Below are 25,328 nucleotides of genomic sequence, written 5' to 3'. Positions count from 1 at the left end.
ACACCGCGTACAGCGCCCCGCCCACGTGTACAGCCCGCACCCTTCAGCACGTCGCTCCTGTTCGACGCTACGCAGAGCCCGCGACCTTTGACCGCATGAAGTCAGCAACTCCCCCGAACGGGCATATGCCGCAGCACCCCGCGCCCGAACACGAGTTCGGTATGCGGTTCACCTCGACCCCACGCGGTGCTCGCCTCGCCCGCCGACTCGTCTCACACCGCCTGAACGACTGGGGCCATCCCTACGCGACCCCGGCCAACGAGACGCTCACACTCATCACGGCTGAACTCACGGCCAACGCCGTACGCTACGGCCACGTCCCCGGTCGGGACTTCGACGTCCAACTCACCCTGACCGAGGACACCTTCCGCATCGAGGTGACCGATACCCGCGCCGAGAAACAGCCCTCGCCCGCTCCCCCGGCCCTCGACAGCCTGTCCGAGTCCGGCCGCGGCCTCCACCTCGTCGCCGCTCTCGCGGACGACTGGGGCGTCAATCCTCGCCCGTCCGGCCCCCGCAAAACGGTCTGGGCCGAGCTGCGCGTGCCGACCGGAGGCCACCCGCACACGCACACGGTGGCCCCTCGTCCGGCGGACTCGGCATCGACGTGCGAGCACAACGCCGAGTCACTCGCGGCTACTTCTTCACAGCGGCACGACGGCCTCGAGTTGCGGCCGGGGGACGCCAGTTACGGAGGTCTTCGTCGGTGAGTCCGTGCTCGCCCTGCTTCTGCTGGCGGTAACCGGCGAAGAAGTCCGCCGGGGAGCCGCTGTAGAGCATGTCGAACTCGTTGTGCCACTGGGACAGCCACGGCTGCAGTTCCAGCAGGCCGGCAAGGAACGGCGTGATCTCCTCGGTCGACAGCGCGGTGTTGGTGAAGTACGTGGCGAGGGCCTGCGCCTGCTCCTGGTGGTCCCAGCCGGCCCACCCGTACAGCTCCGGGGTGGCCGCGTTGGTCCGCCCGTAGGAGATGAACCGCTCCTTCGGCACGTCGAGCTTGCCGCGCGCCTTCCAGTAGGAGGGGCGGAGGAAGTCGGCCGAGGTGTACTTCGGCGGCATGGGGATGGAGTCCCGGATCTTGCGCTTGGCGGGCTCGTCGGGCACGGCGTCCTCCTTGCGCTGGAGGTCCCACACCTCTTCCCAGTCGGCGCGCTTCTTCATACCGGAGGGCTTGTAGCGCAGGGCGGAGAGGAACGGCACATGCTCGTCGGTGATCAGCTCGGCGACCACCTTGGCGAGTTCATTGCGGGGTGCGTAGAGCTTGGCTACGGAGACGAAGTCCTCGTCGCGCGAGACGGCGTCGGTGAGGCGGGCCAGGGTGAGGATGGTGGGCTGGCCGTTCTCGTCGAACCAGAGGTCGCGGTTCTCCATACGATCGAGCAGCCAGGAACGCAGAGCCTTCTCCTGAAGCGCGTCCCAGCCTTCAGTAGCCCAGCGGCGCTTGTACTCGGGGCGCTCGACCATGCCGATGGCACGGTTCGACTCAATGGCGTCGATCCGCTTCTGGACGATCTCGCGGTAGGGAGCGGGCCAGTGGGCTGGGATCTCCGACATCGGGGTGGAATTGTGCCGCTTGAACCACTCGTCGCTGGCCTCTCCAGCGGCTACGCGGCGAGCGAGGACGATTTCGAAGGCACGTTCGCCTAGGGCGAGTTCGGGGATTTTGGGGTCCTCAGGATCCTCAGAAACTCGGAGGTCTTCGGAGTGGAGGTCGTAGAGGCCGTAGACCTGCCAGTCCAGCTCTTCCTGGAGGGCGATCATGCGGCCGCGAGTGGACTCCCAGCGTGCCCTCGCCTCACGAAGTAGGCCAGCAATCGGGACAGCCTCAGCAGCCACTGACACCGGGCTGGCCGCGACAAGTCGCTGGGCCAGGGCATCGAGGGTGGAGCCGAGGCCGGTTGGGTACTCGGAAGGAAGTGGGAATTCTTGGAGCTTGGTTCCGGTGAACTCGTACCTGTCGGACCAAGGATGCACACTGACCCGCGCACCCTCGACGCCAACCGGATCGCCGCCCTTCGGATAGCTCACCATCTTGAGCCAGAACCCCGCTGTGGAGCTGTTGAGCAACCCGAGCAGCCGCAGGTGTTCCTCCTCACTCGCCCCCTCCCGCAGCTTGATCACCGGTGCTGTCCTGGTGAACGCACACCCATTGCGGTCAAGAACCACATGGTTATGAGTCGCCACAAAGGCGAAGTTCAGCGACCACGCATGGGCACCCACATCCTTAGGAAGCTGATGCCACTCCCACCAAGGCCGACCATCCGTGAAGTACGTGCCGCCCGAGAACGTGGCGCGGCCTCCCAGTTCGGTCCGGTACGGCCACAGCCAGCTGGCCAGGTTGGGAAAGGCATCTGTACTGACCAGATCGCGTCGACTGCCGTACGGGTGGAAGGCGTCGTCGCCGTCCATGATTTGGAAGTCACGCACCTCGTCTCCCACTACAAGGCGCCGGACGTACTCAGACTCGGCGTTGATCCTCTTGAACGTGCGCGGAACGGCGCTCATGGCGTCGTCCGCCCCCATGATCCCGTAGAACCCGATCCGGTGCAGGTCGCGCTTCAGGATCGCCTGCCGGGCCGTGTTGATCTGCTCCAGCATCTCCTGGCCGCCATCTGCAAGGACCCACGGCTGCTTACTGAAGTACTTCTCGCGGTCCAGATCATCCACGGACACCCACTGGCTCACGGAACCTGGCTTGTCAATCTGCTCGACAATCGCCCGCCAAACCAGGCCATCCTCGGCATTATCCGGCGCGGCAGGCTCGCCCTGCACACTGCGGACGGTCCGAATAACCCGCGACCGTCCATCCCCGCCCCGCCTCGTACCCACGAGAATGACCGTCGGCGTACCGTGCCCCGGGATGTAGGCACCGGAGGTATCAATGACTTCGGTCAGCTCTACTGCGTGGCCGAAATAGCCCTCGATGAGCTTTGTGCCAAACTCGCGCTTCATGAAGGAGTTGGCGGTGATCTGCCCGACCATGCCATAGCCGCGTCCCTCGGAATCCCCCCGCTTGGCCAGTTCGAAGAACCGCTGAGCGAAAGGAACCGACAGTGCATATTTGCCCGCACAAGCCGGATACAACTCTCGGTACAGGACGTTGAGATTCTTGTCCTTGACCGTAATGTACGGCGGGTTCCCCACTACGACGTGGTAGCGCCCCGGCCCGAGCATCTCCGGGTACCCACCCAGGTCCTCCGTAGCATACTTGAACTCAGCCAGCTCATCCGCGAGATCAGTGTCCACCTCGCCGAACAAGCTACCCTGCTGGGAGCGGGACTTGATCAACGAGTCCCCTACCGCCAGATGAACTGGCCACTCGTATTTCGAGGCCTCGTCCAGCGTCCGCACGCCGCTCGCTGCCATCGCGGCAACCAGCAACCGGAACCGCGCAATGGCCACTGCGAACGGGTTGATGTCTACACCGTGCACCGAGTCCAATGCAGCCCGCACCCGCTCGTGCACATCTTTGGCCGGCTGCCCCTCCCTCCACAGCCGCACCAACCGCCGAAACGCCCCCAGTACAAAGTGCCCCGACCCACACGTAGGGTCGATCATCTTCAGTTCTTCGTGGCCAAACTCCCGCACCGCCGGATTCATAGTCCGATCGAGGATGAACTCCTGTACGAAATCCGGCGTTTGGAGCAGCGCATACGTCTTCCGCGCGGCTTCGCTCAGGTCCTGGTACAGGTCCCCCAGGAACCGCGTGTCCCACCCCTCCGTACCATCATCATTCAACGGGTCGGTGAAGTCGTGAACGAGGACGCCCGTCTCGTCGCGCTGTCGCCAGAATTCAACCAGCTCTCGCGCGCCGTCGTGCGAAAGCGGAATCTGGTACAGCGGGTTATGGGTGCTGTCGAACAGCAAGCGACCGGCCTGGCCATCACCCAACTCAGCGAAGGCTCGTCGCAACCAGCCGCGGTAGGTGGGATCGTCGTCCGACTCCACGTACGCGTCGTACCGAGACTCCGCCAGCTCCCGCCGGTCCCCCTCCGCCCCCGTCAGGTACGGCTCCGGAATCAGCCGGTTGTCCTCGCAGAACCGCACGAACACGGTCCCCAGCACCCACGCCACCGCAACCTGCGTGACCCGCTCGTCCAGCCACGAGTTCCACGTCGCCGCCGTACGCCCCAGCTTGCGCGCCTGGTCGTACTCGGCCCGCAACCTCGCGCCGACATCCCCCAGCGCCTTCACCTGCTTGCCCAGGTCGGTCTCAACCGCCTTGACCTGCTGCTTCAGGTCGTCCAACAGAGCCTTGCGGTCGATCACTTGACGTCTCCCTCGACACCACTTGCCACAACATCACCGGACCCCCGATGGGCGTTGCCCACCCACGTGTCCGGAAGCTGAATCCACTCCCCCAGGCCAGCCTGATACGGCACAGCCACCTGCCCCAGCCGGGGCTCGCGCGACGGGTCGGCCTGCGGGACCAGGAGCCACAGCCCCCGCCCACCCCTCCGGGCCGCCGACGCCAGCCGGTCCAGGACGCCCATCGCGTCGTACCGGGCGAACACCCCGGCCTCCGTCAACAGAACAGGACCAGCATCGCCACCGTTACCCAGCAGCTCCACGATCCGGGGCTCCACCGACCCCCAGGCCGTGCGCGCGTACTCCGCGAACCGCACCGCACCCTTCGAACCCGGCTCGGCGGCATCCGCCTTGAGCAGGGTCTCCCAGGTGGGCTTGGTCCCGGGCGTGACCTGCCCGTGCAGGGCCTCCAGGAACAGCTCCGTCACCGACACCGCATCCGCGCCCAGCCGCTCGGCACCCAGCTCCCGCACCGCATCCCGCACCAACTGCTGCCGCACGGTCAGCACCCGGTACCCGTCCCGCCGGGCAGACGCGAGCAGCCGTTCCTCCGCGCGCACAGCAACAGCGAGCTGCGGGTCGTCCGCGTACCGCGTCACCGCACCCGTACGCGTCGACTGCCGCCACGCACCGGTCGTGAGGTAGCTGGACGCGTCGTCCACCCGCGTCGGCAGGTAGCGCAGCACGCCCTCACGTTCGTGCATGCTGAGCGACAGTTCGAAGCCGGCGTCACGCAAGGCCTTGGTGAGCGGGCCGCCCGTCGGCAGTTCGTGGGTCGTGCCGCCACGCCCGTCCGGGACGACCATCTCCGGGAAGCGAGCACGGACCCGCTCGTGCACGGCCTCGCCCGTCAGGCCCGGCTGCTGCCCCTCCGGCATGCCCGGAATCCAGCGGACGAGCCCGGCCTGGGTGAGGCGCAGCGCACGGACGAGCGACAGGTCGCGTGGGTAGATCTCCAAGCGCGGAGTAGCAGCCGCATTCACCGATGCCGCTGCCGCCAGCTCCACCATGCGCCGCTCGTCCCAGTCGACGGCGCCCGGCGGCACCGTCAGCGCGCCCAGCTCCGCCAGCACAGTGGCCGCCGTCGGCATGGTGTCCAGCCTGGCGAGCCGGTCAGCCGTCTTACCCAGCCGGGTCGCGTACTCCAGCAAGCCCGGCGCGGTCGGAGTGTCCGGACCGTCGTTCTCGCGCACGTCGAGCGCGAGCAGGCCGGCTCCCAGGGACTCGTCCGTCGCCTTGCGGTTCGGCTGGTGCTGGAACTCGGCCTCCTGCGGCAGTAGTTGCTCCACCTCGACCACGGCCCGCACAGCGGCCAGCGCCATCGCACGCCGCTGCTCACGCCCGGCGAGATGCGTACCGCGGCGTACAGCCAGGGCATCCGCGATCTCCACCGCAGAGGCGACACGCCCCATGCCCACCAGCAGGTCGATGATCTCCTCGCGAAGCGCCTGGACGGCAGGCTCGGCCTTCCAGCGCTTGCGCTCCTCCTTGAGCATCTGCGGGATACGGCCGTGGCTCAGCCCAAGGCCCTCCGCGACATCCTTCTGCTTCGGCCAGACACCGATGTCGGGCAGCACGCCATGCTCGTCGGGCAGGCGCAGCAGCAGCCGTACCATCTCCGCCTTGTTGCGGTTGGAGCCGTTGTTGTTGACGGCGGGCACGAGGACGGTGGCGAGGGTGTCGAGGCTGACCGAGCGCAGCGTGCGGGCGGGCAGCGTACCCGCCGATTCGCCCGTCGCGAGGCGGCCCACCAGGGCGGACTCGGCAGCCGTGAGCTGATCCAGCTCCTCCTTGGCCTCTGCCCGCCCCTTCGGCGTGAGCGGCGAGACGGGGATCTCGCGCAGCCGCTCGCCCCACTCCCGCTGGCGCTGCTGGACCTCGTTACGGGTCTTGGCACCGAGGCCGGGGGCGTTGACGAGCTTGCGGCGGCTGTAGTCCAGCAGTTCGCCGACCGTCGTGATGCCCAGGCCGTACAAGAAGGACTGCGCGGCGGGCGTGAGACCGGAAACGGTCAGCGGGGTGTCCCGGGTGACCTCGGCGGCGAGCCGGTCGCGCTGCTGCTCGGCGGTCTCCGGCTCGGCGTCCGCGATCTTGGCGGCGGCGGCGACCTCCGCGGGCGTGCCCTCCCCCGTGGTCACAGCGGCCGGGGGGCGGGTGCGGTGGCTGGACGGGACCGTCTGGGAGGCGTCGAGGAAGACCTTGCGCCAGGCGTCCCGCATCGGCTTCAGCTCGGGGTACCGCTTGCCGGCGTCGCGGTGCAGGGCCTTCTGGAAGAAGGCGACCAGCCCGTCCCGCACGGCCGGGTCGAAGGCCTCTGCCGCGATGGTCGGGTACGGCCACTCCTTCGCGTCGGTCATGCGGGGCAGGAGGCTGCCGTCGCCCCACTTGGGCAGCTCGCCGGAGGCCATCTGGTGCAGGGTGACGGCGACGGCGTACCGCTCGGCGTGCGAGTCGTACGAGCCGCGCGTGATGACGTCGACAAACGGGTCGAGGTAGCCGTCGGTGCCCGCGTCGGTGTTCTTCGCCGGGTAGCCGGCGAGCGAGAAGTCGATGAGGACGAGTTCGCGGGTGCGGTTGGGGCGGACGCGGACGGCGATGTTGTCCGGCTTGATGTCGCGGTGCCAGACGCCCTCGCCCTCCAGGAAGTCGACGGCGCTGAAGAGGTAGTCGCCGTAGGCCTCCAGCTGGTCGACCTGCAGACGGCCGTTCTCGCGGAGCTGGCGGGCGACGGTCTCCTCGCGGCGGCGCGGGCGCCCACCGCCCTCGGCGCCCTGTCCGTTGTCGTCGCGCTCGTCACCGACGTACTCCAGCACCAGGACCGTACGGCCGCCCATGTGCAGCGGCTCCGGTTCGACGAGGCGGATGATGCCGGAGTGGGGGCGCAGGCGGCCCATGGCCTCGGCCTCGCGCGCCAGGATCTCGCCCCGGTTGTCGGAGAGGGCGACCTTCAGCACGGCCAGCGGGCGGGTCTTGCGGGCCTCGGCCTGAAGGTCGCGGACGAGGAAGGCGCGGCTGGTGGAGCCGGTGCCGAGGCGGCGGCGGATCTCCCACCGGCCGGCGAGCACGTCACCGGCGACGGCCTCCAGCGGGTCCTTGTCGGCGGAGGTCCCGTCCTCCTCGCCCGGCCCCTCCGCACCCGTGGCCGCCGGGGCCGGGGCGGTCAGGGAGTCCTCGACGACCTCCAGCAGCTCCAGGAACTCGTCCACGCTGGAGAGGCGCTGACCTGGCCGGTAGGCGGTGGCGGCCTGCACCAGTTCGTCGACGTCCTCCGAGAGCCCGTCCACCAGAGAGCTGGGGCGCAGGCCCTCCCCCGCCTCCAGTCGGGCCAGCAGCTCGGCCTGGCTGGCGGCCGGGGCCTTGCCGGTGACCAGCAGGTAGGTGAGGACGCCGAGCCCGTACACGTCGAGGTAGACCGGGTCGGGGTTGAGGGCGGTGAGTTCCGGGGCGAGGTAGGCGTCGGCGTCGTCGGCCAGGTGCATGGCGGACAGGGCGGTCGGGGCGAACCGGGTCATGCCCTGGCCCTGGGAGGAGTCGCCGCTGCGCTGGGTGGCGATCTGCCAGTCGGAGATCTGGAGCCGCGGGCTGAGCCAGGCGGCCTCCTCACCGACGGCCTGGCCCTTCCTGCCGCGCGGCCGGGGGACTACGTGCACGGAGCGGGCGGCGAGCGCCCGGTGGTGGATGCGGCTGGAGTGCGCGGAACGCATGGTCTCGGCGAGCTGGCGTACGAGCGCCATCCGGCCGAGGATGTCCAGCTTCTCGCCGTACTGGACCAGGTACTCGTCCAGCTTCAGCGTGTCCGGGTGGTAGTCGAAGATCAGCGCGGGGCCGGCCGCGTGGCCGGACGGGAAGTACTGCTTGAGTTCGACGACGCCGGGGTGCTTGAAACGGCCCAGCACCGCGGCCTCGCGCCGGGCGGCGTTCTCGACGGACTGCCGCAGCGAGGCGTCCGAGCCGCGCTCGCTCAGGTAGATCCGGACGCGGGCGGCCTCGGGCAGGTCACTGTGGCGGGCGAGGTGGTCCGCCCAGGTGGGGCCGGAGTCGAAGGACTTCCGCTCCAGCTCGTACGGACCGACCTTGTACTGCGCGTCGCTCTTGCGGATGCCGATGTTCGTCAGGGCCGCCGCGATCTCGCGCGAGCCGATCGCGGTGATGCGGCGCCGCTCGTCGCGCGGAGGCTGCTTGAGCATCTCGACCAGCTCGTCGACGGTGTACACGCCGTTCTGGTCGTAGGCGGGCAGCCGTACCCGCAGGCTGTTGTCCGTGAAGCAGACGGCCTCGGCGACCCAGACCCGCTTGCCGCCGCTCTGCGCGAGCAGGCCCGCCAGTTCCTTGGCCTTGCGGTTGACCAGGTGCAGCGGGTTGCCGTGCGTACGGCGGTGGCCACCCGGCGTGGTCTGGACCCAGGTGCCGTTCTCGGAGGTGACCGAGCCGTGCCAGTCCTTCAGTTCGATCATGCAGAGGCCGCCGGGGGCGACGACCAGCAGATCGACCTCGCGGACGTGGCCGGTGTTCGCCGTGAAGGTGAAGTTCGACCAGGCACGCCAGGGGTCGGAGTCCGGAAGCTTCTCCCGGATCGCCTCCAGGCCGCGGCGTTCATGATCGAACTCGGACTCGGTGACCGTGACCCACCGGCCTTCCCGCATGCCTGTCCCCACTCGTTCGTACCTCTGGGCCCGCCGTTCCCCAAGGTCGGACCTGCCGCAGATCCTAATGGTTGCCTGCTACATGGGAAGACCTCGTGAAAGACGGGACTATAGGACATTCGACCCGCGAGACGGGAATCACCCGTTCCGTATCACCCGGACCGAGCCGTCGCAGGCTGATTATTCTGTGACGCATGCGAGGAAATCGCCCCATACCGATGGGGAGCTAGCAAACCGCGACCCTTCCTTCTTCCTGGAGTCCCGCACATGCACGGCACCAGGCGTGTGTACGACCTCCACACAGTCGTCGCCCTCGGACCCGCTGTAGCTGCTCTTGAACCAGTCCAGCTCGCTGACGGTGCTCATAGCGCTCCCCGCATCCGCTGCAACAACTCCGCCGAGTCCCGGCTCCGAGTACCCGAGCCACTGGCGGCCCGAGGTCTCCAAGAGCCGCATAGGCGACGATGAAGCTGAAGGCGATCGGCGGTTCGCGGCGCATCAGTTCCTGCCGGGCCAGCCGGGCAGCGATCCGCTGCTCCAGTTGCTCCGCGGTGGACGGGGGACCGTGAAGCGGCTGGGCGCGGTTACGCGCAAGGCTCAGCCAGGGTCCGTACACGCGGCTTGTACGGAGCCCAGTTCGTTCGATGCGGATGAGTGATTGTCATACCCTCCTACTAATCTCCGTGGCATGGGACTTGGGGATGTGACGCGTGCAGGAGTGCTGGCTGCGGTTGCGGAGTGTCAACTCCTGGGACGTGAGGTGTTCCGCCGCCGGTACGGCTTCGGCCGGGCGACAACGTATGAGCTGGTGTGGGACGGAAACCACTACGACTCGAAGGCCATCGCGGGCGTAGCGCATCTGTACTCGGCCGGCGAGTTGCTGTCCGCCGACGACTTCAGCGGGGGTGCGCGCACCGTGGCGTCTCGTCTGCGTGCGCTTGGCTTCACCGTGACGGACGGGACCCCCGTCGCGGAGACGACGCAGCAGGTAGCGCCGCAGCTCGTTCTCCAGCCTCGCGGCGGGGCTCGGGATCGTGGTCCACAGAACTTCGCCAGGTCGATACGACAGGGCATTCCCGTGGCAGACATCAGGGACGCACTCGGCGATCAAGCGGAAACGCTGACCGCCCTGTATCCGGATGGGATCGCTCGGCTGTGGGGCTCCACTCCCACCACGCAGGTCAACAACGAGAAAGTGCGAGCTTTGCAGAATCGTCGTGTCGGCGACGACGTGTTCTTCTATGCGGAGAACCACTTCTTCGCCCGCGCCCGCATTCTCCATCTGTTCGACAGCCTGCCCGTGGCGCAGAGGGTCTGGGGAGCCGACGAGAACAACGCCACATGGGAACACATCATGGCTCTGGGAGAAGTCGAGGAGTTCACCACTCCCGTTCTTGCCGCTCCCATATTGCGGCGCCTGCGCGTTCCAGCACCTCTGCGGAGCCTGACCTTGCGATCCGCCGAGGAGTACCGCCGCGTCACCCAACTCCTTCCGACGAGGCGCCCAGCGATCCCACCGCAACGACCGCAGCCCGCCCCGTCTCCCCAGCTCACCGCAACGGAATTGCTGGATCGGATGTGTTCTCTCAACGCTCCTCACCGCCCGGAGAACAGAGCTGACGATAGCCACCAGCCGCTGGCTCTGCTGTGGGCGGTATCCCGGATAGCCGCGGGAAAGCCTCGTCTGGCGCCGTGGACCGAATTTCGCGCGGAAGTGGGTCCACTCCTGGCCCAATTCGGACTGCCCGGTTCCAAAGCCGCCCCCGAGGCCCCCTTCTGCCAACTGCAGGAAAGTGGCCTGTGGGAGGTGCACGGGATACCGAGCGAGGCAGACCCCATGCCGCCGGTGGGGACCCTCGACACCGTCCAGCCCGTCGCAGGTCTCACCCATGCAAGCGCTGAACTGCTGCAGAACCCTCTCACCCGACTTGAGGCCGTGGTCAGGCTCTGCAGCACGTATTTGGACGACGTCGACCATCGCGAGTTGCTCAGTCGGGTGGGCCTCGCCGGGTACGCGACGGCCGAAGGCCTGCCCGACGAAGATGAGGACGGTCAAGACCAGGAGGCCGCCGATGCGGAGCGGCCGACTGGTCCGACCGCGCGCCGGGATTCCACCTCCTCGCGGCTGGTTCGCAATGCCGCGATCGCCAACCGGGTCAAGGAGCTGCACAACCATGCTTGCCAGGTGTGCGAGACCCGTCTGCAGTACAAGCGCAGGCCCTACAGCGAGGCCGCCCACATCCGTGGCCTCGGATCCCCGCACGACGGTCCAGACGAACTGCCGAACCTGCTCTGCCTGTGCCCCAACCACCATGTTCTCTTCGACGGTCTGGAGATCTACATTGACGTTGACGGCTTTGTGAGGCAGACGCATGGGGGTGATTCCGTGGGGCGACTTCGCCGACGCACCGACCACCAGATCGATGAGGCGTATCTGCAGTACCACCGAACCCTGTGTGAGCTCAACAAGCTGACGAGGAAATAGCAGCCTTCATGATCCGGGGGGAAAAGGACATGCCGAGCGAAGCAGAACTCAAGTTCCACGACGACGTGCGCAGGGGTGCCGAGCGCCTCAAGCGTGAGATCGGCTACAACCCGACACGGTTCACACAGATGCTGGGAGAGCTCGGCGGTGTCGGAGCCGCCAAGCAGCTCCTGCGCGGCGGCAACGCCTCGGACGGGTTCACCACCCTGTGGGAGGCGAACCGTCTCGAGCTGAGTGTCGAGGCGTTCGTCCTGCTGCCCTGGTACGAGCACCTCTTCGAGGAGCACCACCTGGAAACCGCTCGGCATCGGCTGGGCGAGCACCGCTTCGATGTCGAACGCTTCTTGCGCACAGCCCGGCAGAATCCGCCCGGCTGGGCTTCCGGCAGCGTCTGACCGTACCGTCCGACACCACGGGAGCGGGTCCGTCAGGCCGGCACCGCCTCCTGTGGCACCACGACCGCCAGCTCCCGGAGCTTCTCCCGCGTCTCCGGATCCGTCGAGTACACGATCGTGCCGATCATGCCTCGGGTCAGCAGCACCTTGTAGGTGTTCCGGATCAGACGGTCCACATCGGCGTCAGAGGTCGACTTCTTGAAAACCGGATCCTTGGACTGCGTACGGTCCGTGATCCAGCGGTCGCCGCGCCAGACGAGGTCGGGGCCGATGATCACGCCGGACCAGTCGTACTCGAAGCCCTGGGCGGTGTATACACAGCCGACCTGGCCGAAGCCGGCCGGGTCGGTGGCCCACAGGGCCGACGGCGGCGCCCCGGAGACCGAGCGCTCGCCGCGGAGGTTCCAGGGGCGGGCCCATTCGCCGATCATCACGTCGGCCGGAAGGGGATCGCCGGGCTTGGGTTCCGGGGACCAGGGCCAGCAGTAGCCGGCCGACATGCGGGCGCCGTAGCCCTGGGCTCGGCGGGCCTCCAGAAACTCCTCCATCTCCTGGGGACTGTCGGCGACCAGCAACTGCATGCGGTCGTCGGGTTCCCAGACCACCGGCCCACCGGACTGCAGGCCGAGTAGGCGCACCACCCACCGCAGATACGCGTCGCTGCCACCGCAGCGGAACTGGCTCTCCAGCGGTACGACATGGCACTCGAGGCCCTGGGCCGCCGCGGCCGCCTTGATGTCTTCCACCGTGCCCATCTCGCCGGGACGCACCACCTGGTGTTCGTCGAGGAGGAAGACGGGGACACGGGCGACATCGATGAGTTCGTCGATCTGCCGCTTGCCGGTCCGCTGGGCCGCCGGTGTGTAGCGGTTGGCGGAGTTTTCGCGGATGCGGTGGGCCTCGTCGCAGATGAGGACGTCGAGGGAGTTCTGCTCGGCCGTCATGAAGCTGTTGAAGTACTTGAAGAGGTCTTGTACTTCCCGCTTGCGAGTGCCCGCGACCTTGCGCATCGTCTTGGTGAACGACTGGGAGCCCGTGGCGTGCAGGGCCGGGACCCCCTGCCTGAACAGCTCGCCGAGCAGGGAGAGCGCGATGACGCTCTTGCCGGTGCCAGGACCGCCCGTGACGACCACGACCTCCTTGTGGTTGGACTGCTTGGCCTTGCGTACCGCGTTGAGCACCATGCGGTACGCGACCTGCTGCTCGTCCAGGAGCACGAACTGCTCGCGCTCGCGCACCTCTCGGGCCGCGACGGACATCAGCTGCTTCGACGGGACCGTCCTGCCCGACTGGAGTTCGTCGGCGGCCCGCGCACCGGGCACCTTGGCACTGAGTCTGGCCCGGAGATAGTCGATGAACTCGCCGCGCCGCTCACCGGTGAACATCTGGCCGGCGCTGTCGAGTTCGATCGCCCGGAGGCCGCCCACGCCGAACTCCGTGGCGTTGTGCAGATAGGCCACGCCGCTGACCCTGCCCGGGTGCTCGGCCACCGCCCCGTTGAAGTTGATCAGGTATTCGCAGTAGCGGCGTACCTGTTCTATGGGGTTGAGGACCGGATGTGCGTACGTGTCGATCCGGCACAGCGCCGGATCGTCCTCGTCCGGCTCGGCCTGGCTCCACTGCTTCAGCTCGACGACGACGTACGACGGCTCGCCCGTGGCGGGGTGCACTCCGGCGAGGACCGCGTCGGCGCGCTTGCTGTTCAGCGGCAGCGCGTACTCCAGCATCACCTCGACCTCGCCGAGGCCGGCGTCGTTGAGCGCGGCAGCCAGGGCAGGGATGCTCCGTTCCCAGGAACGCACCTCGGCGGCGCTGGGTCGGTAGCCGTGCATGTGGACGAACTGTTCGGTGAGGTGGAGGTAGAGCGAACTGTCGAGCGCTCTTGCGGCGATCGTTTGCGCGGACTCACGGAACAGCAAGAACTTCCCCCAGGCAGCACGAACTGACTCGTGCGGGTGGGGGCATGTCCTTCGAGACCCCGCCGCGGCGGAGCGGAAGCCCGTCGGGCCGCTATGACGACGCGATCAAGCCTACCTGGCCCCTGGCCGGGAGGCAGGGGCACTCAGTCCTTGCCTCCGTACGGACCGGTGGGCACGGGCTCCCGCACCCGTGCCCACCGGTCGGCCAGGCCGGGCTCAGGCGGCCCGGCGTGCCTGGCCACGGTGGACGCGGACGATGTCCGCGTACCGGTGACCGGAACCCTTGATCGTCCGCACCTGGGTGCGGTAGTCGACGTGGACCAGGCCGAAGCGCTTGTCGTAGCCGTAGGCCCACTCGAAGTTGTCCAGCAGCGACCAGGCGAAGTAGCCGGCCAGCGGGGCGCCCTTGCGGGCCGCGGAGGCGCAAGCGGCCAGGTGCCGCTCCAGGTAGTCCTGGCGCTCGGGGTCGTCGACGGTACCGTCGGGGCGGACCACGTCCGGGAAGGCCGAGCCGTTCTCGGTGACGTAGATCTTCCGCGCGCCGTACTCCCCGGTGAGGCGCAGCAGCAGTGTCTCGATGCCGTCGGCGTCGATCTCCCAGTCCATGCCGGTGCGCGGGGCGTCCGGGCGGCGTACGGAGCGGGCGCGCGGGGCGGGGCCGTCGGGGTCGTCGGCGACGTACGCCGGGAAGTAGTAGTTCAGGCCCAGCCAGTCCAACGGGGCGGCGATGATCTCCAAGTCGCCTGTCTTTGAGGGGAGTTCGGCGCCGTAGGTGTCGACCATGTCGGCCGGGAAGCCGCGGCCGTGCACCGGGTCCAGCCACCAGCGGTTGACGTGCCCGTCGTGGCGGCGGGCGGCCGCGACGTCCTCGGGGCGGTCGGTGGCGGGGTGCACGGTGGACAGGTTGTTGACGATGCCGATCCGCGCGTCGGGGGCGGCGGCGCGGATCGCCTGGGTGGCGAGGCCGTGGCCGAGGAGCAGGTGGTAGGAGGCGCGTACGGCGGCGGTCAGGTCGGTCAGGCCGGGGGCCATCGTGCCCTCCAGGTGGCCGATCCAGGCCGAGCAGGACGGTTCGTTGAGCGTGGCCCAGTGCTTGACGCGGTCGCCGAGACGGGCGGCGACGACCGAGGCGTACTCGGCGAACAGGACGGCGGTCTCCCGCTCCGGCCAGCCGCCGCGGTCCTGGAGCACCTGCGGCAGGTCCCAGTGGTAGAGGGTGACGGACGGGGTGATGCCCGCGTCCAGCAGCGCGTCCACCAACTCGTCGTAGAAGGCCAGCCCCTTGGTGTTCACGGGTCCGTCGCCGCCGGGCCGGACGCGCGGCCAGGCGACGGACAACCGGTAGGCGTTGGTGCCGAGTTGCCGCATCAGGCCGATGTCCTCGCGCCAGCGGTGGTAGTGGTCGCAGGCGACGTCGCCGTTGTCGTCGTTCGCGATCTTCCCGGGGGTGTGGGAGAAGGTGTCCCAGATGGAGGGCGACCGGCCGTCCTCGGTGACGGCTCCCTCGATCTGGTACGCCGCTGTGGCCGTGCCCCACAGGAAGTCATGCGGGAGTGCGGCGAGGTCGATGCGTACGGACACGAAAGTCCCTTCGGAATACGGGGTGTTGGTCACTTGACGGCGCCCGCCGTCAGTCCGGCGACGAGATAGCGCTGGAGCAGCAGGAAACCCGCGACCACGGGCACGCTGACGACGAGCGAGGCGGCCATGATCTGGTTCCAGTAGACGTTGTTGAGCGTGGAGTAGCCCTGGAGGCCGACGGCCAGGGTGCGCGTGGTGTCGTTGGTCATCACCGACGCGAAGAGCACCTCTCCCCAGGCCGTCATGAACGCGTAGACGGCGACCGCGACGATGCCCGGGACCGCGGCCGGCACGACGATCCTCAGCAGCGCGCCGAGCGGCCCGCAGCCGTCCACCAGCGCCGCCTCGTCCAGGTCGCGCGGCACCGAGTCGAAGTACCCGATCAGCATCCAGATCGAGAACGGCAGGGAGAAGGTGAGGTACGTGAGGATCAGCCCGCCGCGCGAGCCGAACAGGGCGATGCCGGTGGCGTTGCCGATGTTGACGTAGAGGAGGAAGAGAGGGAGGAGGAAGAGGATGCCGGGGAACATCTGCGTCGAGAGCACGGTGACCGTGAAGACGCGCTTGCCCCGGAACTCGTAGCGGCTGACGGCGTAGGCGGCGAACACCGCGACGACCACCGAGCAGACCGTCGCCGCGCCAGCCACGATCAGCGAGTTCACGAAGTACCGGGCGAGCGGCACCGTCGACCAGATGTCGATGTACGGGCGGACGGTCAGGCCGCTGGGCAGCCAGCGGAACTTGCCGGTGACGTCCGCGAGGGGCTTCAGCGAGCTGGAGACCATCACGTACACGGGGACCAGTACGAAGCCGGTGAGCAGGGTGAGGAAGATCCGCCGGGACCACAGGAACGAACGGGGCGGTGCCATGGGCGAGTCAGACATCGGCGGCCTTCCGTCCACGCGAGGTGAGCAGCAGGTACACACCCGTCACGACCAGCAGGAACATCAGCAGCAGCACGGACATGGCCGAGCCGGTGCCGAAGTTCCAGGTGACGAAGGAGGCTTGGTAGATGTGCACCGAGATCAGGTCGGCGGCCTCGGGGGCGGCCTTGCCGAACAGGACGTACGGCGTGTTGAAGTCGTTGAACGTCCACAGGAACAGGACGAGGACCAGCACCTGGTTGACCGGGCGCAGTGACGGCAGGGTGATGCGGCGGATCTGCTGCCACATCCCGGCACCGTCCAGTGCGGCGGCCTCGTACAGCTCGCGTGGGATGTTCTGGAGTCCGGCCATGACGATGAGGAAGGCGAACGGCCAGCCCTTCCACACGTGCACGACCAGCAGGGCGTAGAAACTGTTGTCGCCGATCAGCCAGAAGGACGGCTTGCCGGTGAGGTGCAGTTGGTCGTGCAGGACGTGGTTCACCAGGCCGTTGTCGTGCTGGAACATGAACACCCAGGTGATGACGGCCGCGTAGACGGGCAGCGCGTACGGCACCAGGAACAGGGCGCGCAGCAGGCCGCGTCCGCGGAAGGTGTCCTGCATGAAGACCGCGGCGGTCGTTCCGATCAGCCAGCACAGGGCGACCGACAGCAGGGTGAAGCCGACGGTGACGAAGAAGGAGTGCAGGAGTGCCTCGCCGACGGGGGCGTCGAAGTCCACCGAGACGCGGTAGTTGCCGAAGCCGGACCAGGGGGCGGTGCCCCAGTCGCGGATGTAGAACTGCGTCAGCTCCTTGAAGCTCATCACGATGCCGATGACCATCGGCACCAGGTGGACGAGGAGTTCGAGGAGCAGGGCGGGCAGGAGCAGCAGGTACGGCAGTCCGACGCGGCGGATCCGCCCGGTGCGGCGGCGGGGTTCGCGTGCCGCCGCACCGGGTGGGCCGTCGCCGTGCACCGTCTCCTTCAGGGCGGTGGTGGTCATCGTGCTCACTTCGCGGGCATCTGCTGCTGGGCCTTGGCGAGCTGGGCCTTCACCGAGTCGGCGGTGACCGCGCGTCCGGCGGCGGCGTCGGCGAACAGTTCCTTCACGGCCGTACCGACCGCGGTCTCGAACTGCGACTCGTCGGCGACCTGGGGCAGCGCGGCGGCGCTCTTGGCCAGGGTGTCCTTCAGGACGGCGTTCGACGGGGTGGTGAACGCGGCGTCGGACTGGGCGGACTTGACCGGCGGGATGGTGCTGTAGGCCGTGTTGAGAATCTTCTGCTCGGCGTCACCGGTCATGAACTTCACGAACTTCGTGGCGCCGTCGAGGTTGTGGGTGTTCTTGAAGACGGCCAGGTTGATGCCCGCGACCATCGAGTTGACCTGTGCGCCGGCGCCGGGGGTGCCGGACTGGACGGGCACGGGTGCGATGCCGTACTGGTCCTCGCTCATGCCCTGCGACTTGAGGTTGGAGGACGCGGACTGCCACAGCAGCATCGCCAGCCTGCCCTTGGCGAAGTCGCTCACGGACTGGTTCTGCGCGTACTCGGCGTCGCCGGTGGGGATGACCTTGTCCTTCGCCATGAGACCGACGTACTGCTGGACCGCGGCGACCACGCCGTCATTGGTGAAGTCGGGCTTGCCGTCGGCGGTGAAGAAGTCGGCGCCGTGCTGCTTGGCGAAGACGAAGACGTGGTGGATGTTCTCCGAGACGTTCGCGCCCTCGGCGCCGAGGGCCGACTTGCCCTTCGCGTTGATCTTCTTGCCGTCGGCGACGAGTTCGGCCCAGGTGGCCGGGGGCTTGGCTACGCCGGCGTCGGCGAAGATCTTCTTGTTGTAGTAGAGCGCGTACGCCATCGAGTACAGCGGCACCGCGGCCGGGTCCTTGCCTGCGGCGCCGGTCGAGCCGAGAGCCGAGTCGACGAAGCGGTCCTTGCCGCCGATCTTGCCGAAGTTCTTCGCGTCCCAGGGCAGCAGCGCGCCGGTGGCCTGCAAGGAGGCGCTCCAGGTGTTGCCGATGTTCAGGACGTCGGGGCCCTGGCCGGAGGTGGTCGCGGTGAGGATCCGGTTGAGCAGGTCGGACCAGGGGACCACCTCCAGCTTCACCTTGATGCCGGTCTGCTTCTCGAACTTGTCGAGTTCGGGCTGGAGGACCTTCTTGTCCACCGCGATGCTGGCGCCCTGGTTGGACGCCCAGTACGTCAGCGTCTTCGGCGAGTCGTTGGATCCACCGCCTGTCGATGAACCACCGCCGCAGGCCGTGGCGGCCAGGGCGAGAGACAGGGTGACGGCCCCGACGGCCGCGACTCGGATTCTGCGCATGGCTCCCGGTGTCCCTTCAGGGATTGCAATCATGGCTTAATTTAGGACGTGAGTTAAACCTCCGGAGGTGCGCTCGTCAAGGGGTACGGCAACCCTTGTGGAACTCCGGCCCCGCCTCTTGACGCGCCCGTTCGGGTAGTTGAAGCATTCACCGGCAAGAGAGCGCTCCCAAACCCCACCCCGTTCACTTCCTGAACAGGAGAGCCGCCCCATGCCCCAGCCCGCCCCAGGCCGCAGAGCCGTCCTGGCCGCCGCGGCCGCCGCGGCCCCCGCCGCCGTGCTCGGCCTGTCCGCCCCCGCGACCGCCGCCCCGCCGACAGGGAACACCCCGACCGGGAAGACCACGGGCGGGAAGACCCCCGCCGGGAGGACCACAGCCGGGAAGAAGCCGCGCCTGCTGCCCGGCGGCGGCGACCTCGGCCCGAACGTCCTCGTGTTCGAACCGTCGACACCGAACATCCAGGCACGACTGGACGAGGTGTTCCGGCAGCAGGAGTCGGCACAGTTCGGCACCGGCCGGTACGCCCTGCTGTTCAAGCCCGGCACCTACCAGGGCCTCAACGCCCAACTCGGCTTCTACACCTCCATCGCCGGCCTCGGCCTCTCCCCCGACGACACGACCCTCAACGGCGACGTGACGGTCGACGCGGGCTGGTTCAACGGCAACGCCACACAGAACTTCTGGCGTTCGGCGGAGAACCTCGCCCTGGTCCCGGCGAACGGCACCAACCGGTGGGCGGTCGCGCAGGCGGCACCCTTCCGGCGCATGCACGTACGCGGCGGCCTCAACCTCTCACCCACCGGGTACGGCTGGGCCAGCGGCGGCTACATCGCCGACAGCCGCATCGACGGCCAGGTCGGACCGTACTCGCAACAGCAGTGGTACACCCGCGACAGCGCGATCGGCAGCTGGCTCAACGGCGTCTGGAACATGGTGTTCTCGGGCGTCCAGGGCGCACCGGCCCAGAGCTTCCCGAACCCGCCGTACACCACGCTCGACACCACCCCGGTCTCCCGCGAGAAGCCGTTCCTGTACGTCAGCGGCAGCGAGTTCCGCGTCTTCCTGCCCGAGAAACGCACCAACGCCCGCGGGGTCACCTGGGGCAACGGCACCCCCCGCGGCACGTCCCTGCCGCTGTCGCAGTTCTACGTCGCCCGGCCCGGCGTCACCGCGGCGACCCTCAACCAGGCCCTCGCACAAGGGCTTCACCTGCTGCTGACACCGGGGATCTACCACCTCGACCAGCCGATCCAGGTGAACCGCGCGGGCACCGTCGTCCTGGGCCTCGGTTACGCGACCCTGGTCCCCGACAACGGCGTCACGGCCCTGAAGACGGCCGACGTCGGCGGCGTACGCCTGGCCGGACTCCTCATCGACGCCGGACCGGTCAACTCCGCCACCCTGCTGGAAGTCGGCCCAGGCGGCGCCACCCGGGACCACTCGGCCAACCCGACCACCGTCCAGGACGTGTTCGTCCGCATCGGCGGCGCGGGCGCCGGCCGGGCCACCACCAGCATGGTGATCAACAGCCGCCACACCATCGTCGACCACACCTGGGTCTGGCGCGCCGACCACGGCACCGGCGTCGGCTGGGAGACCAACCGCGCCGACTACGGGGTGGTCGTGAACGGCGACGACGTACTGTGCACGGGCCTGTTCGTCGAGCACTTCAACAAGTACGACGTCCAGTGGAACGGCCAGCGGGGCCGCACGATCTTCTTCCAGAACGAGAAGGCCTACGACGCCCCGAACCAGGCCGCGATCCAGAACGGCTCCGTGAAGGGCTACGCCGCCTACAAGGTCGGCGACGCCGTCACCACGCACGAGGGCTGGGGCCTGGGCAGCTACTGCTACTACAACGTCGACCCGGCCATCGTGCAGCACAGCGGCTTCGCCGCCCCGAACCGGCCGGGGGTGCGCTTCCACGACCTGCTCGTCGTCTCGCTCGGCGGCAACGGCCAGTACGAGCACGTGATCAACGACACCGGATCGCCGACGCAGGGCACGTCGACGACGCCGTCCACGGTGGTGTCGTACCCCTGACAGGTCGCGACGACGGTCCCGGGCGGGTCTGACAGCCGTCCGGGGCGCGTCGCGACGGCGGCACCGGCGGGGGCCACCGGAGGCCGGCGGGGGGCGGGGCGGGGGCCGTCCCGCTACCGCGCCGGAGCCGGTCCGGCAGTCGCGGCCGCGGTCGCCGACGGGGCCGGCGCGTAACCGGTGGGCCGGGCCGTGAAGGTGCCCCGGCCCTGCGTCCGGCTGCGCAACCGGGTCGCGTAGCCGAACAGTTCGGCCAGCGGCACGGTGGCGGTGAGCACCGCCGCACCGCCGCGCGACTGCGAACCCGTGACCCGGCCGCGCCGCGCCGCCAGGTCGCCGAGCACCCCGCCGACGGCGGCCTCGGGCACGGTGACCGTGACCTCGGCGACCGGCTCCAGCAGCACCATCGCGCACGCCCGCAACGCCGCGCGCAGCCCGAGCCGGCCCGCCGTGCGGAACGCCGCCTCCGAGGAGTCCTTCACATGCGTCGACCCGTCGGTCAGCGTCACCCTGAGCCCGGTCACCGGCTGACCGCCCAGCGGCCCCTCGGCCAGGGCGTCCCGGCAGCCGGCCTCCACCGCACGCATGTACTCCTGCGGCACCCGGCCGCCGACCACGGCCGACCGGAACTCGAAGCCATTGCTCCCGGGTTCGGCCGCGAGCGGCTCGACATCCAGGACGACATGGGCGAACTGGCCGGCCCCGCCGTCCTGTTTGACGTGCCTGAACACCAGCTGCGACACCCCGCGGACCACGGTCTCCCGATACGTCACCCTCGGACGGCCGACGGTGACGTCCGGCCCTGAATCGCGGCGGATCTTCTCCACCGCGACCTCCAGGTGCAGTTCACCCATGCCCGACAGCACCGTCTGGCCCGTCTCGGGATCCGTCCGCACCACCAGCGACGGGTCCTCCTCCGCCAGCCGCGCCAGCGCCGACGCCAGCCGGCCGGTGTCGCAGCCGCGACGGGCCTCGACCGCCACCGACACCACCGGGTCGGCGACCGACGGCGGCTCCAGGAGGAGCGGAGCGGCCGGATCGCACAGGGTGGAACCGACCCGGGCGGACTTCAGGCCCACCACGGCGACGATGTCCCCGGCGACCGCCCGGTCCACCTGGGCGTGCCGGTCGGCCGTCACCCGCAGGATCCGCGCGACCCGCTCGGTGCGCCTCGTGCCCGGATCCCATACGGTGCCTCCCTTCTCGATCGTGCCCGAGTAGACACGGACATACGTCAGCCGGCCGGTGGCGGTCGCGTTCACCTTGAACGCCAGCGCGGCGAACGGCGCCCCCGCGTCGGCGGGGCGGAACTGCTCGGCGCCGTCGTGCGTCCCGCGTACGGGTGGGACGTCGAGCGGGGACGGCAGGTAGGCCACCACCGCGTCGAGGAGCGGCTCGGTGCCGCGGTTGCGGTAGGCCGAGCCGCAGAGCACGACGAGGCCGTCTCCGGTGCGGGTCAGGTCGCGCAGGGCGGTGATGAGGGTGGGCGTGGATACGGCCGGCGGGGGCGTGCATACGATCTGCGGCGCGGTGGATGCAATCGACACGGATGCAGTCGGCATGTCGGCAGTCGGCTGCATACAGAATTCCTCCATCGCCGCCGGATGCAGTTCGGCCACGGCCTCCTCCAGCGCCCGGCGCCGCCGCCACGCCTCCTCCCGCAGCCCCTCGGGCACCGGCTCCTCCTCCACCGTGTCACCACCGTCGGCCCAGACCAGCGCTCGCATGCGCACCAGGTCGACCACACCGGTGAACGCGTCCTCCGCCCCGATCGGCAGCTGCACGACGAGCGGCGCCGGGTGCAGACGTTCCCGGATCGACGCCACGGCGGCGTCGAGGTCGGCGCCCGCCCGGTCCATCTTGTTGACGAACGCGATACGCGGTACGCCGTGCCGGTCGGCCTGCCGCCACACGGACTCGCTCTGCGGCTCGACCCCCGCGACGGCGTCGAACACCGCGACCGCGCCGTCGAGCACGCGCAGCGAGCGCTCGACCTCGTCGGCGAAGTCGACATGGCCCGGCGTGTCGATCAGGTTGATGCGGTGGCCGTCCCAGGCACAGCTCACCGCGGCGGCGAAGATGGTGATGCCGCGGTCGCGTTCCTGAGGGTCGAAGTCGGTGACGGTCGTGCCGTCATGGACCTCGCCGCGCCGGTGCGTGATGCCGGTCGCATACAGGATCCGTTCTGTGACGGTGGTCTTGCCGGCGTCGACGTGGGCGAGGATGCCCAGATTGCGGACGGCGGCCGACGGAGTGGTGGAGTGCGGACGGGGTGCGGTGCGCATGGCCCGATGCCTTTCGCGTGGATGCGGAATGGGCGGCGCGATTCCCGGGCAGACAAAAGCCGATCGACCGTCAACAGGGGGTCGTCGGTGGGCACCGAAGCGACGGATGTGGCATGCGAATGCGGAATACGTCAGCGGTGTGCCGCGGGGTTCCGGTGCCGGCCGCGCTGCGGGCACCGGACGGACGAGGACACGAGGATCACCTCGTACCCGGAACGGGGAACGGCGATGGCGGCGTGGTCACACACGGCGCGGCTCCCCTCACTCGTCGGCTGGTCACGAACGGCGCACCGGGCTGGGCCGGCGGTGCGCGACGCATCGTGAGTGTAGGGAGGACGGCCGCCCCGGGGCACGGAATTTTTTTCGGCGCCCGGTATTGCCGAAGCTCCCGAACAGGCGGAGAAAACACGGAGATTCCCGTTCGGCACCGTTTCTCCGCGCTCTTCCGGGAATTCGTTCCACCGGCCCGACATTTTCCGGACATTCGACCGACGGGCATCGGCCGACTTCGGGGCGGCGGCGAGGTGTTGTCGAGCCGGGGCCGGCGCCCCGGGGGCTGTGCACGGGGAGGGCCCCTCCGTACCCGCGCTTGTCCGAAAAACGATGGTCGCGTGCCGCTGACAGAACACCGGTGGACAGTGACCGGAGCACCGGCCCGCCGGTCGGAATGGCGGTGATCACACCCCGGGCACACGGCAGTTGCGCCGCGGCGGCCCGCGGACGGGCGGCCGGGACGGCCGTCGAAGCCCGGCATTCCGCGGTACCGGAGCGCCGGACGCCCATTTCCGCCCGGTACCGGACATGGCCGAGAAGCCGGGATACCGGTGCCCGGGCCGAGGCTCCTCCAACACCGCCCGGGCGGTGTCCGGGGGGTGGCCGGTGGACGCCCTCCCGCTCCTGGAGCAGACCTAATCTGTTCCGCAGCAGCCTTGAAGTGATCACGGCAAGCAGATGGATTGGACTCGATTGGACACGCACAAAACGCGGAAGACGAGGTTCGCCACACTGCGCCGAGGCCTGTTGATCCCGGCCCCCGCTCTGGTACTGATCGCGGGCACTGTCTTCTCACGCGTGGGCGACTCCCTCGCCTCCCTCGGGATGGTGCTGGACGCGGCGGACCACGGCATCCGCTGGGGCGTCACCGAGGTGTTCCTCGCCGAGCTGATCCCCACCGTCCTGGCCGCTCCCCTCGTCGGAGCACTGGTGGACCGGCGCAGCGCCCGGTCGGTGTGCCTGTCGGCGCTGGCCGTCCAGGCGCTGTCCTTCGGCGCCGCCGCCGCAGTGGACGGCTTCCATCTGCGCGTGGGGCTGATCGCGCTGTCGGGGCTGGCCGGTGTGGCGTCGGTGACGGCCGGCTTCAAGATGCTGCCGGTGGTCGCCGGTGGCGAGCACACCGGACGGGCCAACAGCCTGCTCACCGCGGGGCTGTCGACGGCCGGGCTGATCGGACCGCCGTTGGCCGGCTTCCTGCACTCCGCACGGGGCACCGGGTTCCTCCTCGCCGCCGACGCCGTGTCGTTCCTCGTACTCGCCGGGTGCACGGCGCTGGCCGTCCCGCGCCGTACGGACGTGGCGCTCGGACGCCGGCCGTCGACGAAGCTCTCGGACGGCTACCACGCCCTGCGCGACGCCCCGGTGCTGGGCGTGCTGCTGCCCACGCTCGCCGCGGCGATGCTGGCCACCAGCGTGGAGGGGGTCGCCGGCGTCTTCTATCTGCGGGACGTGGCCGACGGCAACGAACTCCTCTTCGGTCTCTTCCTGGCCACCTGGGCGCTGGGCAGCATTCCCGGTGCGCTGCTGGCCGGCCGCGCGGGCTGGTCGGCGCGGCACACCGCGCTGATCCTCGGTGGAGTGCTCGGCATCTCCGTCGCGCTGCTGTCCGCCGGGCTGCTGCCGGTGGCCGCGGTGATCTTCCCGCTGTTCCTGCTGGGCGGGTTCGGCAATGGTGTATGCAATGTCGGTCTACGAAATGCCGTACACAGTCAGGTGCCGGCGGAGGTGCACGGCAGCGCGTGGGCGTGCTACCAGGCACTGTCGCGGATCTGCATCGGCCTGGGCTTCGTCCTGGGCACCCCGAACGCCCTCGTCTCCAGCCGTGGCCAGGTGATCGTCTCCGGTGCCGTCCCGCTGGCCTTCTCCCTGTGGGCGCTGATCGGCCTGGGCCGCCGGGGGCAGTCGTTCCTCGGGGAGTCCCCGGCCGACATGGGCAAGGTATCGGGCTGAGCCGTCGGGCCGAGGGACCGGGCCTGCCGGCGGACGCGGGACGCGGACAACGCGCAAAGGGTGCCGACCGTCGACCGGTCGGCACCCTTTGTGAGAAGTGTCCGAGGGGGGACTTGAACCCCCACGCCCGATAAAGGGCACTAGCACCTCAAGCTAGCGCGTCTGCCATTCCGCCACCCGGACCAGGTGTCTGCCGCCTTGCCGGGGGTCTTCCCCGCGGCGACATGGACAACAATACCAAGGTTTCGGAGTGCGTT

The 25,328-nt window shown here is 69.0% G+C and carries 14 protein-coding genes, 1 tRNA gene and 1 pseudogene; 5 read left to right on the top strand and 11 right to left on the bottom strand.

The window, feature by feature from the left end:
• Positions 1-95 precede the first annotated feature (95 nt).
• On the top strand, positions 96-710 hold the full coding sequence (locus ACFY01_RS26320; RefSeq protein WP_390738189.1) for an ATP-binding protein: 615 nt from the start codon (positions 96-98) through the stop codon (positions 708-710).
• Here the strand turns inward: ACFY01_RS26320 and pglX are convergent.
• The 4 genes and pseudogenes from pglX to ACFY01_RS26300 form a co-directional block, all read right to left on the bottom strand.
• Entirely contained in the window at positions 637-4,269 is a 3,633-nt protein-coding gene (gene pglX / locus ACFY01_RS26315) for a BREX-2 system adenine-specific DNA-methyltransferase PglX (RefSeq protein WP_390738188.1), read from the bottom strand. The two genes, ACFY01_RS26320 and pglX, sit on opposite strands and share 74 nt — an antisense overlap.
• Positions 4,266-8,951 carry a BREX system serine/threonine kinase PglW gene (pglW, locus tag ACFY01_RS26310; protein WP_390738187.1) on the bottom strand — a complete coding sequence of 1,562 codons (4,686 nt, stop codon included), beginning with the start codon at positions 8,949-8,951 and terminating at the stop codon, positions 4,266-4,268. Before pglW ends, pglX begins: the two co-directional genes overlap by 4 nt.
• 180 nt (positions 8,952-9,131) lie before the next feature.
• A complete protein-coding gene (locus tag ACFY01_RS26305) occupies positions 9,132-9,317 on the bottom strand; it encodes a DUF397 domain-containing protein (protein WP_390738186.1) in 186 nt (61 codons plus the stop codon).
• 130 nt (positions 9,318-9,447) lie between these two features.
• Positions 9,448-9,567 (bottom strand): annotated as a pseudogene (locus ACFY01_RS26300) (hypothetical protein); the annotation flags it as partial.
• Positions 9,568-9,639: 72 nt separating this feature from the next.
• Between ACFY01_RS26300 and ACFY01_RS26295 the strand changes: the two are divergent.
• Both ACFY01_RS26295 and ACFY01_RS26290 read left to right on the top strand, forming a co-directional pair.
• Positions 9,640-11,436 (top strand): HNH endonuclease, encoded by a 1,797-nt coding sequence (locus tag ACFY01_RS26295; RefSeq protein WP_390738185.1) that lies wholly within the window; start codon positions 9,640-9,642, stop codon positions 11,434-11,436.
• A 29-nt stretch (positions 11,437-11,465) separates the two neighbouring features.
• On the top strand, positions 11,466-11,831 hold the full coding sequence (locus ACFY01_RS26290; RefSeq protein WP_390738184.1) for a hypothetical protein: 366 nt from the start codon (positions 11,466-11,468) through the stop codon (positions 11,829-11,831).
• Between the two features lie 32 nt (positions 11,832-11,863).
• Here the strand turns inward: ACFY01_RS26290 and ACFY01_RS26285 are convergent, their stop codons facing one another.
• The 5 genes from ACFY01_RS26285 to ACFY01_RS26265 all read right to left on the bottom strand — a co-directional run bounded on the left by ACFY01_RS26285 (position 11,864) and on the right by ACFY01_RS26265 (position 18,522).
• Positions 11,864-13,750, bottom strand: a complete 1,887-nt coding sequence (locus ACFY01_RS26285) for a DNA/RNA helicase domain-containing protein (RefSeq protein ID WP_390738183.1) — start codon at positions 13,748-13,750, stop codon at positions 11,864-11,866.
• Between the two features lie 216 nt (positions 13,751-13,966).
• On the bottom strand, positions 13,967-15,331 hold the full coding sequence (locus ACFY01_RS26280; protein ID WP_390738182.1) for a GH1 family beta-glucosidase: 1,365 nt from the start codon (positions 15,329-15,331) through the stop codon (positions 13,967-13,969).
• A gap of 29 nt (positions 15,332-15,360) precedes the next feature.
• A complete protein-coding gene (locus ACFY01_RS26275) occupies positions 15,361-16,200 on the bottom strand; it encodes a carbohydrate ABC transporter permease (RefSeq protein ID WP_390738253.1) in 840 nt (279 codons plus the stop codon).
• A 7-nt stretch (positions 16,201-16,207) separates the two neighbouring features.
• Entirely contained in the window at positions 16,208-17,200 is a 993-nt protein-coding gene (locus ACFY01_RS26270; protein ID WP_390738181.1) for a carbohydrate ABC transporter permease, read from the bottom strand.
• Between the two features lie 5 nt (positions 17,201-17,205).
• A complete protein-coding gene (locus ACFY01_RS26265; protein WP_390738180.1) occupies positions 17,206-18,522 on the bottom strand; it encodes an ABC transporter substrate-binding protein in 1,317 nt (438 codons plus the stop codon).
• Between the two features lie 211 nt (positions 18,523-18,733).
• Here ACFY01_RS26265 and ACFY01_RS26260 point away from each other — a divergent pair, with 211 nt between their 5' ends.
• On the top strand, positions 18,734-20,566 hold the full coding sequence (locus ACFY01_RS26260) for a coagulation factor 5/8 type domain-containing protein (protein ID WP_390738179.1): 1,833 nt from the start codon (positions 18,734-18,736) through the stop codon (positions 20,564-20,566).
• A 113-nt stretch (positions 20,567-20,679) separates the two neighbouring features.
• On the opposite strand, the gene ACFY01_RS26255 is transcribed toward ACFY01_RS26260, so the two are convergent.
• Positions 20,680-22,848, bottom strand: coding sequence for an elongation factor G (locus ACFY01_RS26255; RefSeq protein ID WP_390738178.1), 2,169 nt, complete (start codon positions 22,846-22,848; stop codon positions 20,680-20,682).
• A gap of 966 nt (positions 22,849-23,814) precedes the next feature.
• Here ACFY01_RS26255 and ACFY01_RS26250 point away from each other — a divergent pair.
• On the top strand, positions 23,815-25,071 hold the full coding sequence (locus ACFY01_RS26250; protein ID WP_390738177.1) for an MFS transporter: 1,257 nt from the start codon (positions 23,815-23,817) through the stop codon (positions 25,069-25,071).
• Positions 25,072-25,169: 98 nt separating this feature from the next.
• On the opposite strand, the gene ACFY01_RS26245 is transcribed toward ACFY01_RS26250, so the two are convergent.
• Positions 25,170-25,254 (bottom strand) — tRNA-Leu (locus ACFY01_RS26245).
• Between the last annotated feature and the right edge of the window lie 74 nt (positions 25,255-25,328).

Source organism: Streptomyces sp. NPDC001480 (assembly GCF_042894725.1).
Taxonomy (GTDB): Bacteria; Actinomycetota; Actinomycetes; order Streptomycetales; family Streptomycetaceae; genus Streptomyces.
Note: the sequence above shows the minus strand (reverse complement) of the source record. Positions and strands in the feature narration are given on the sequence as shown.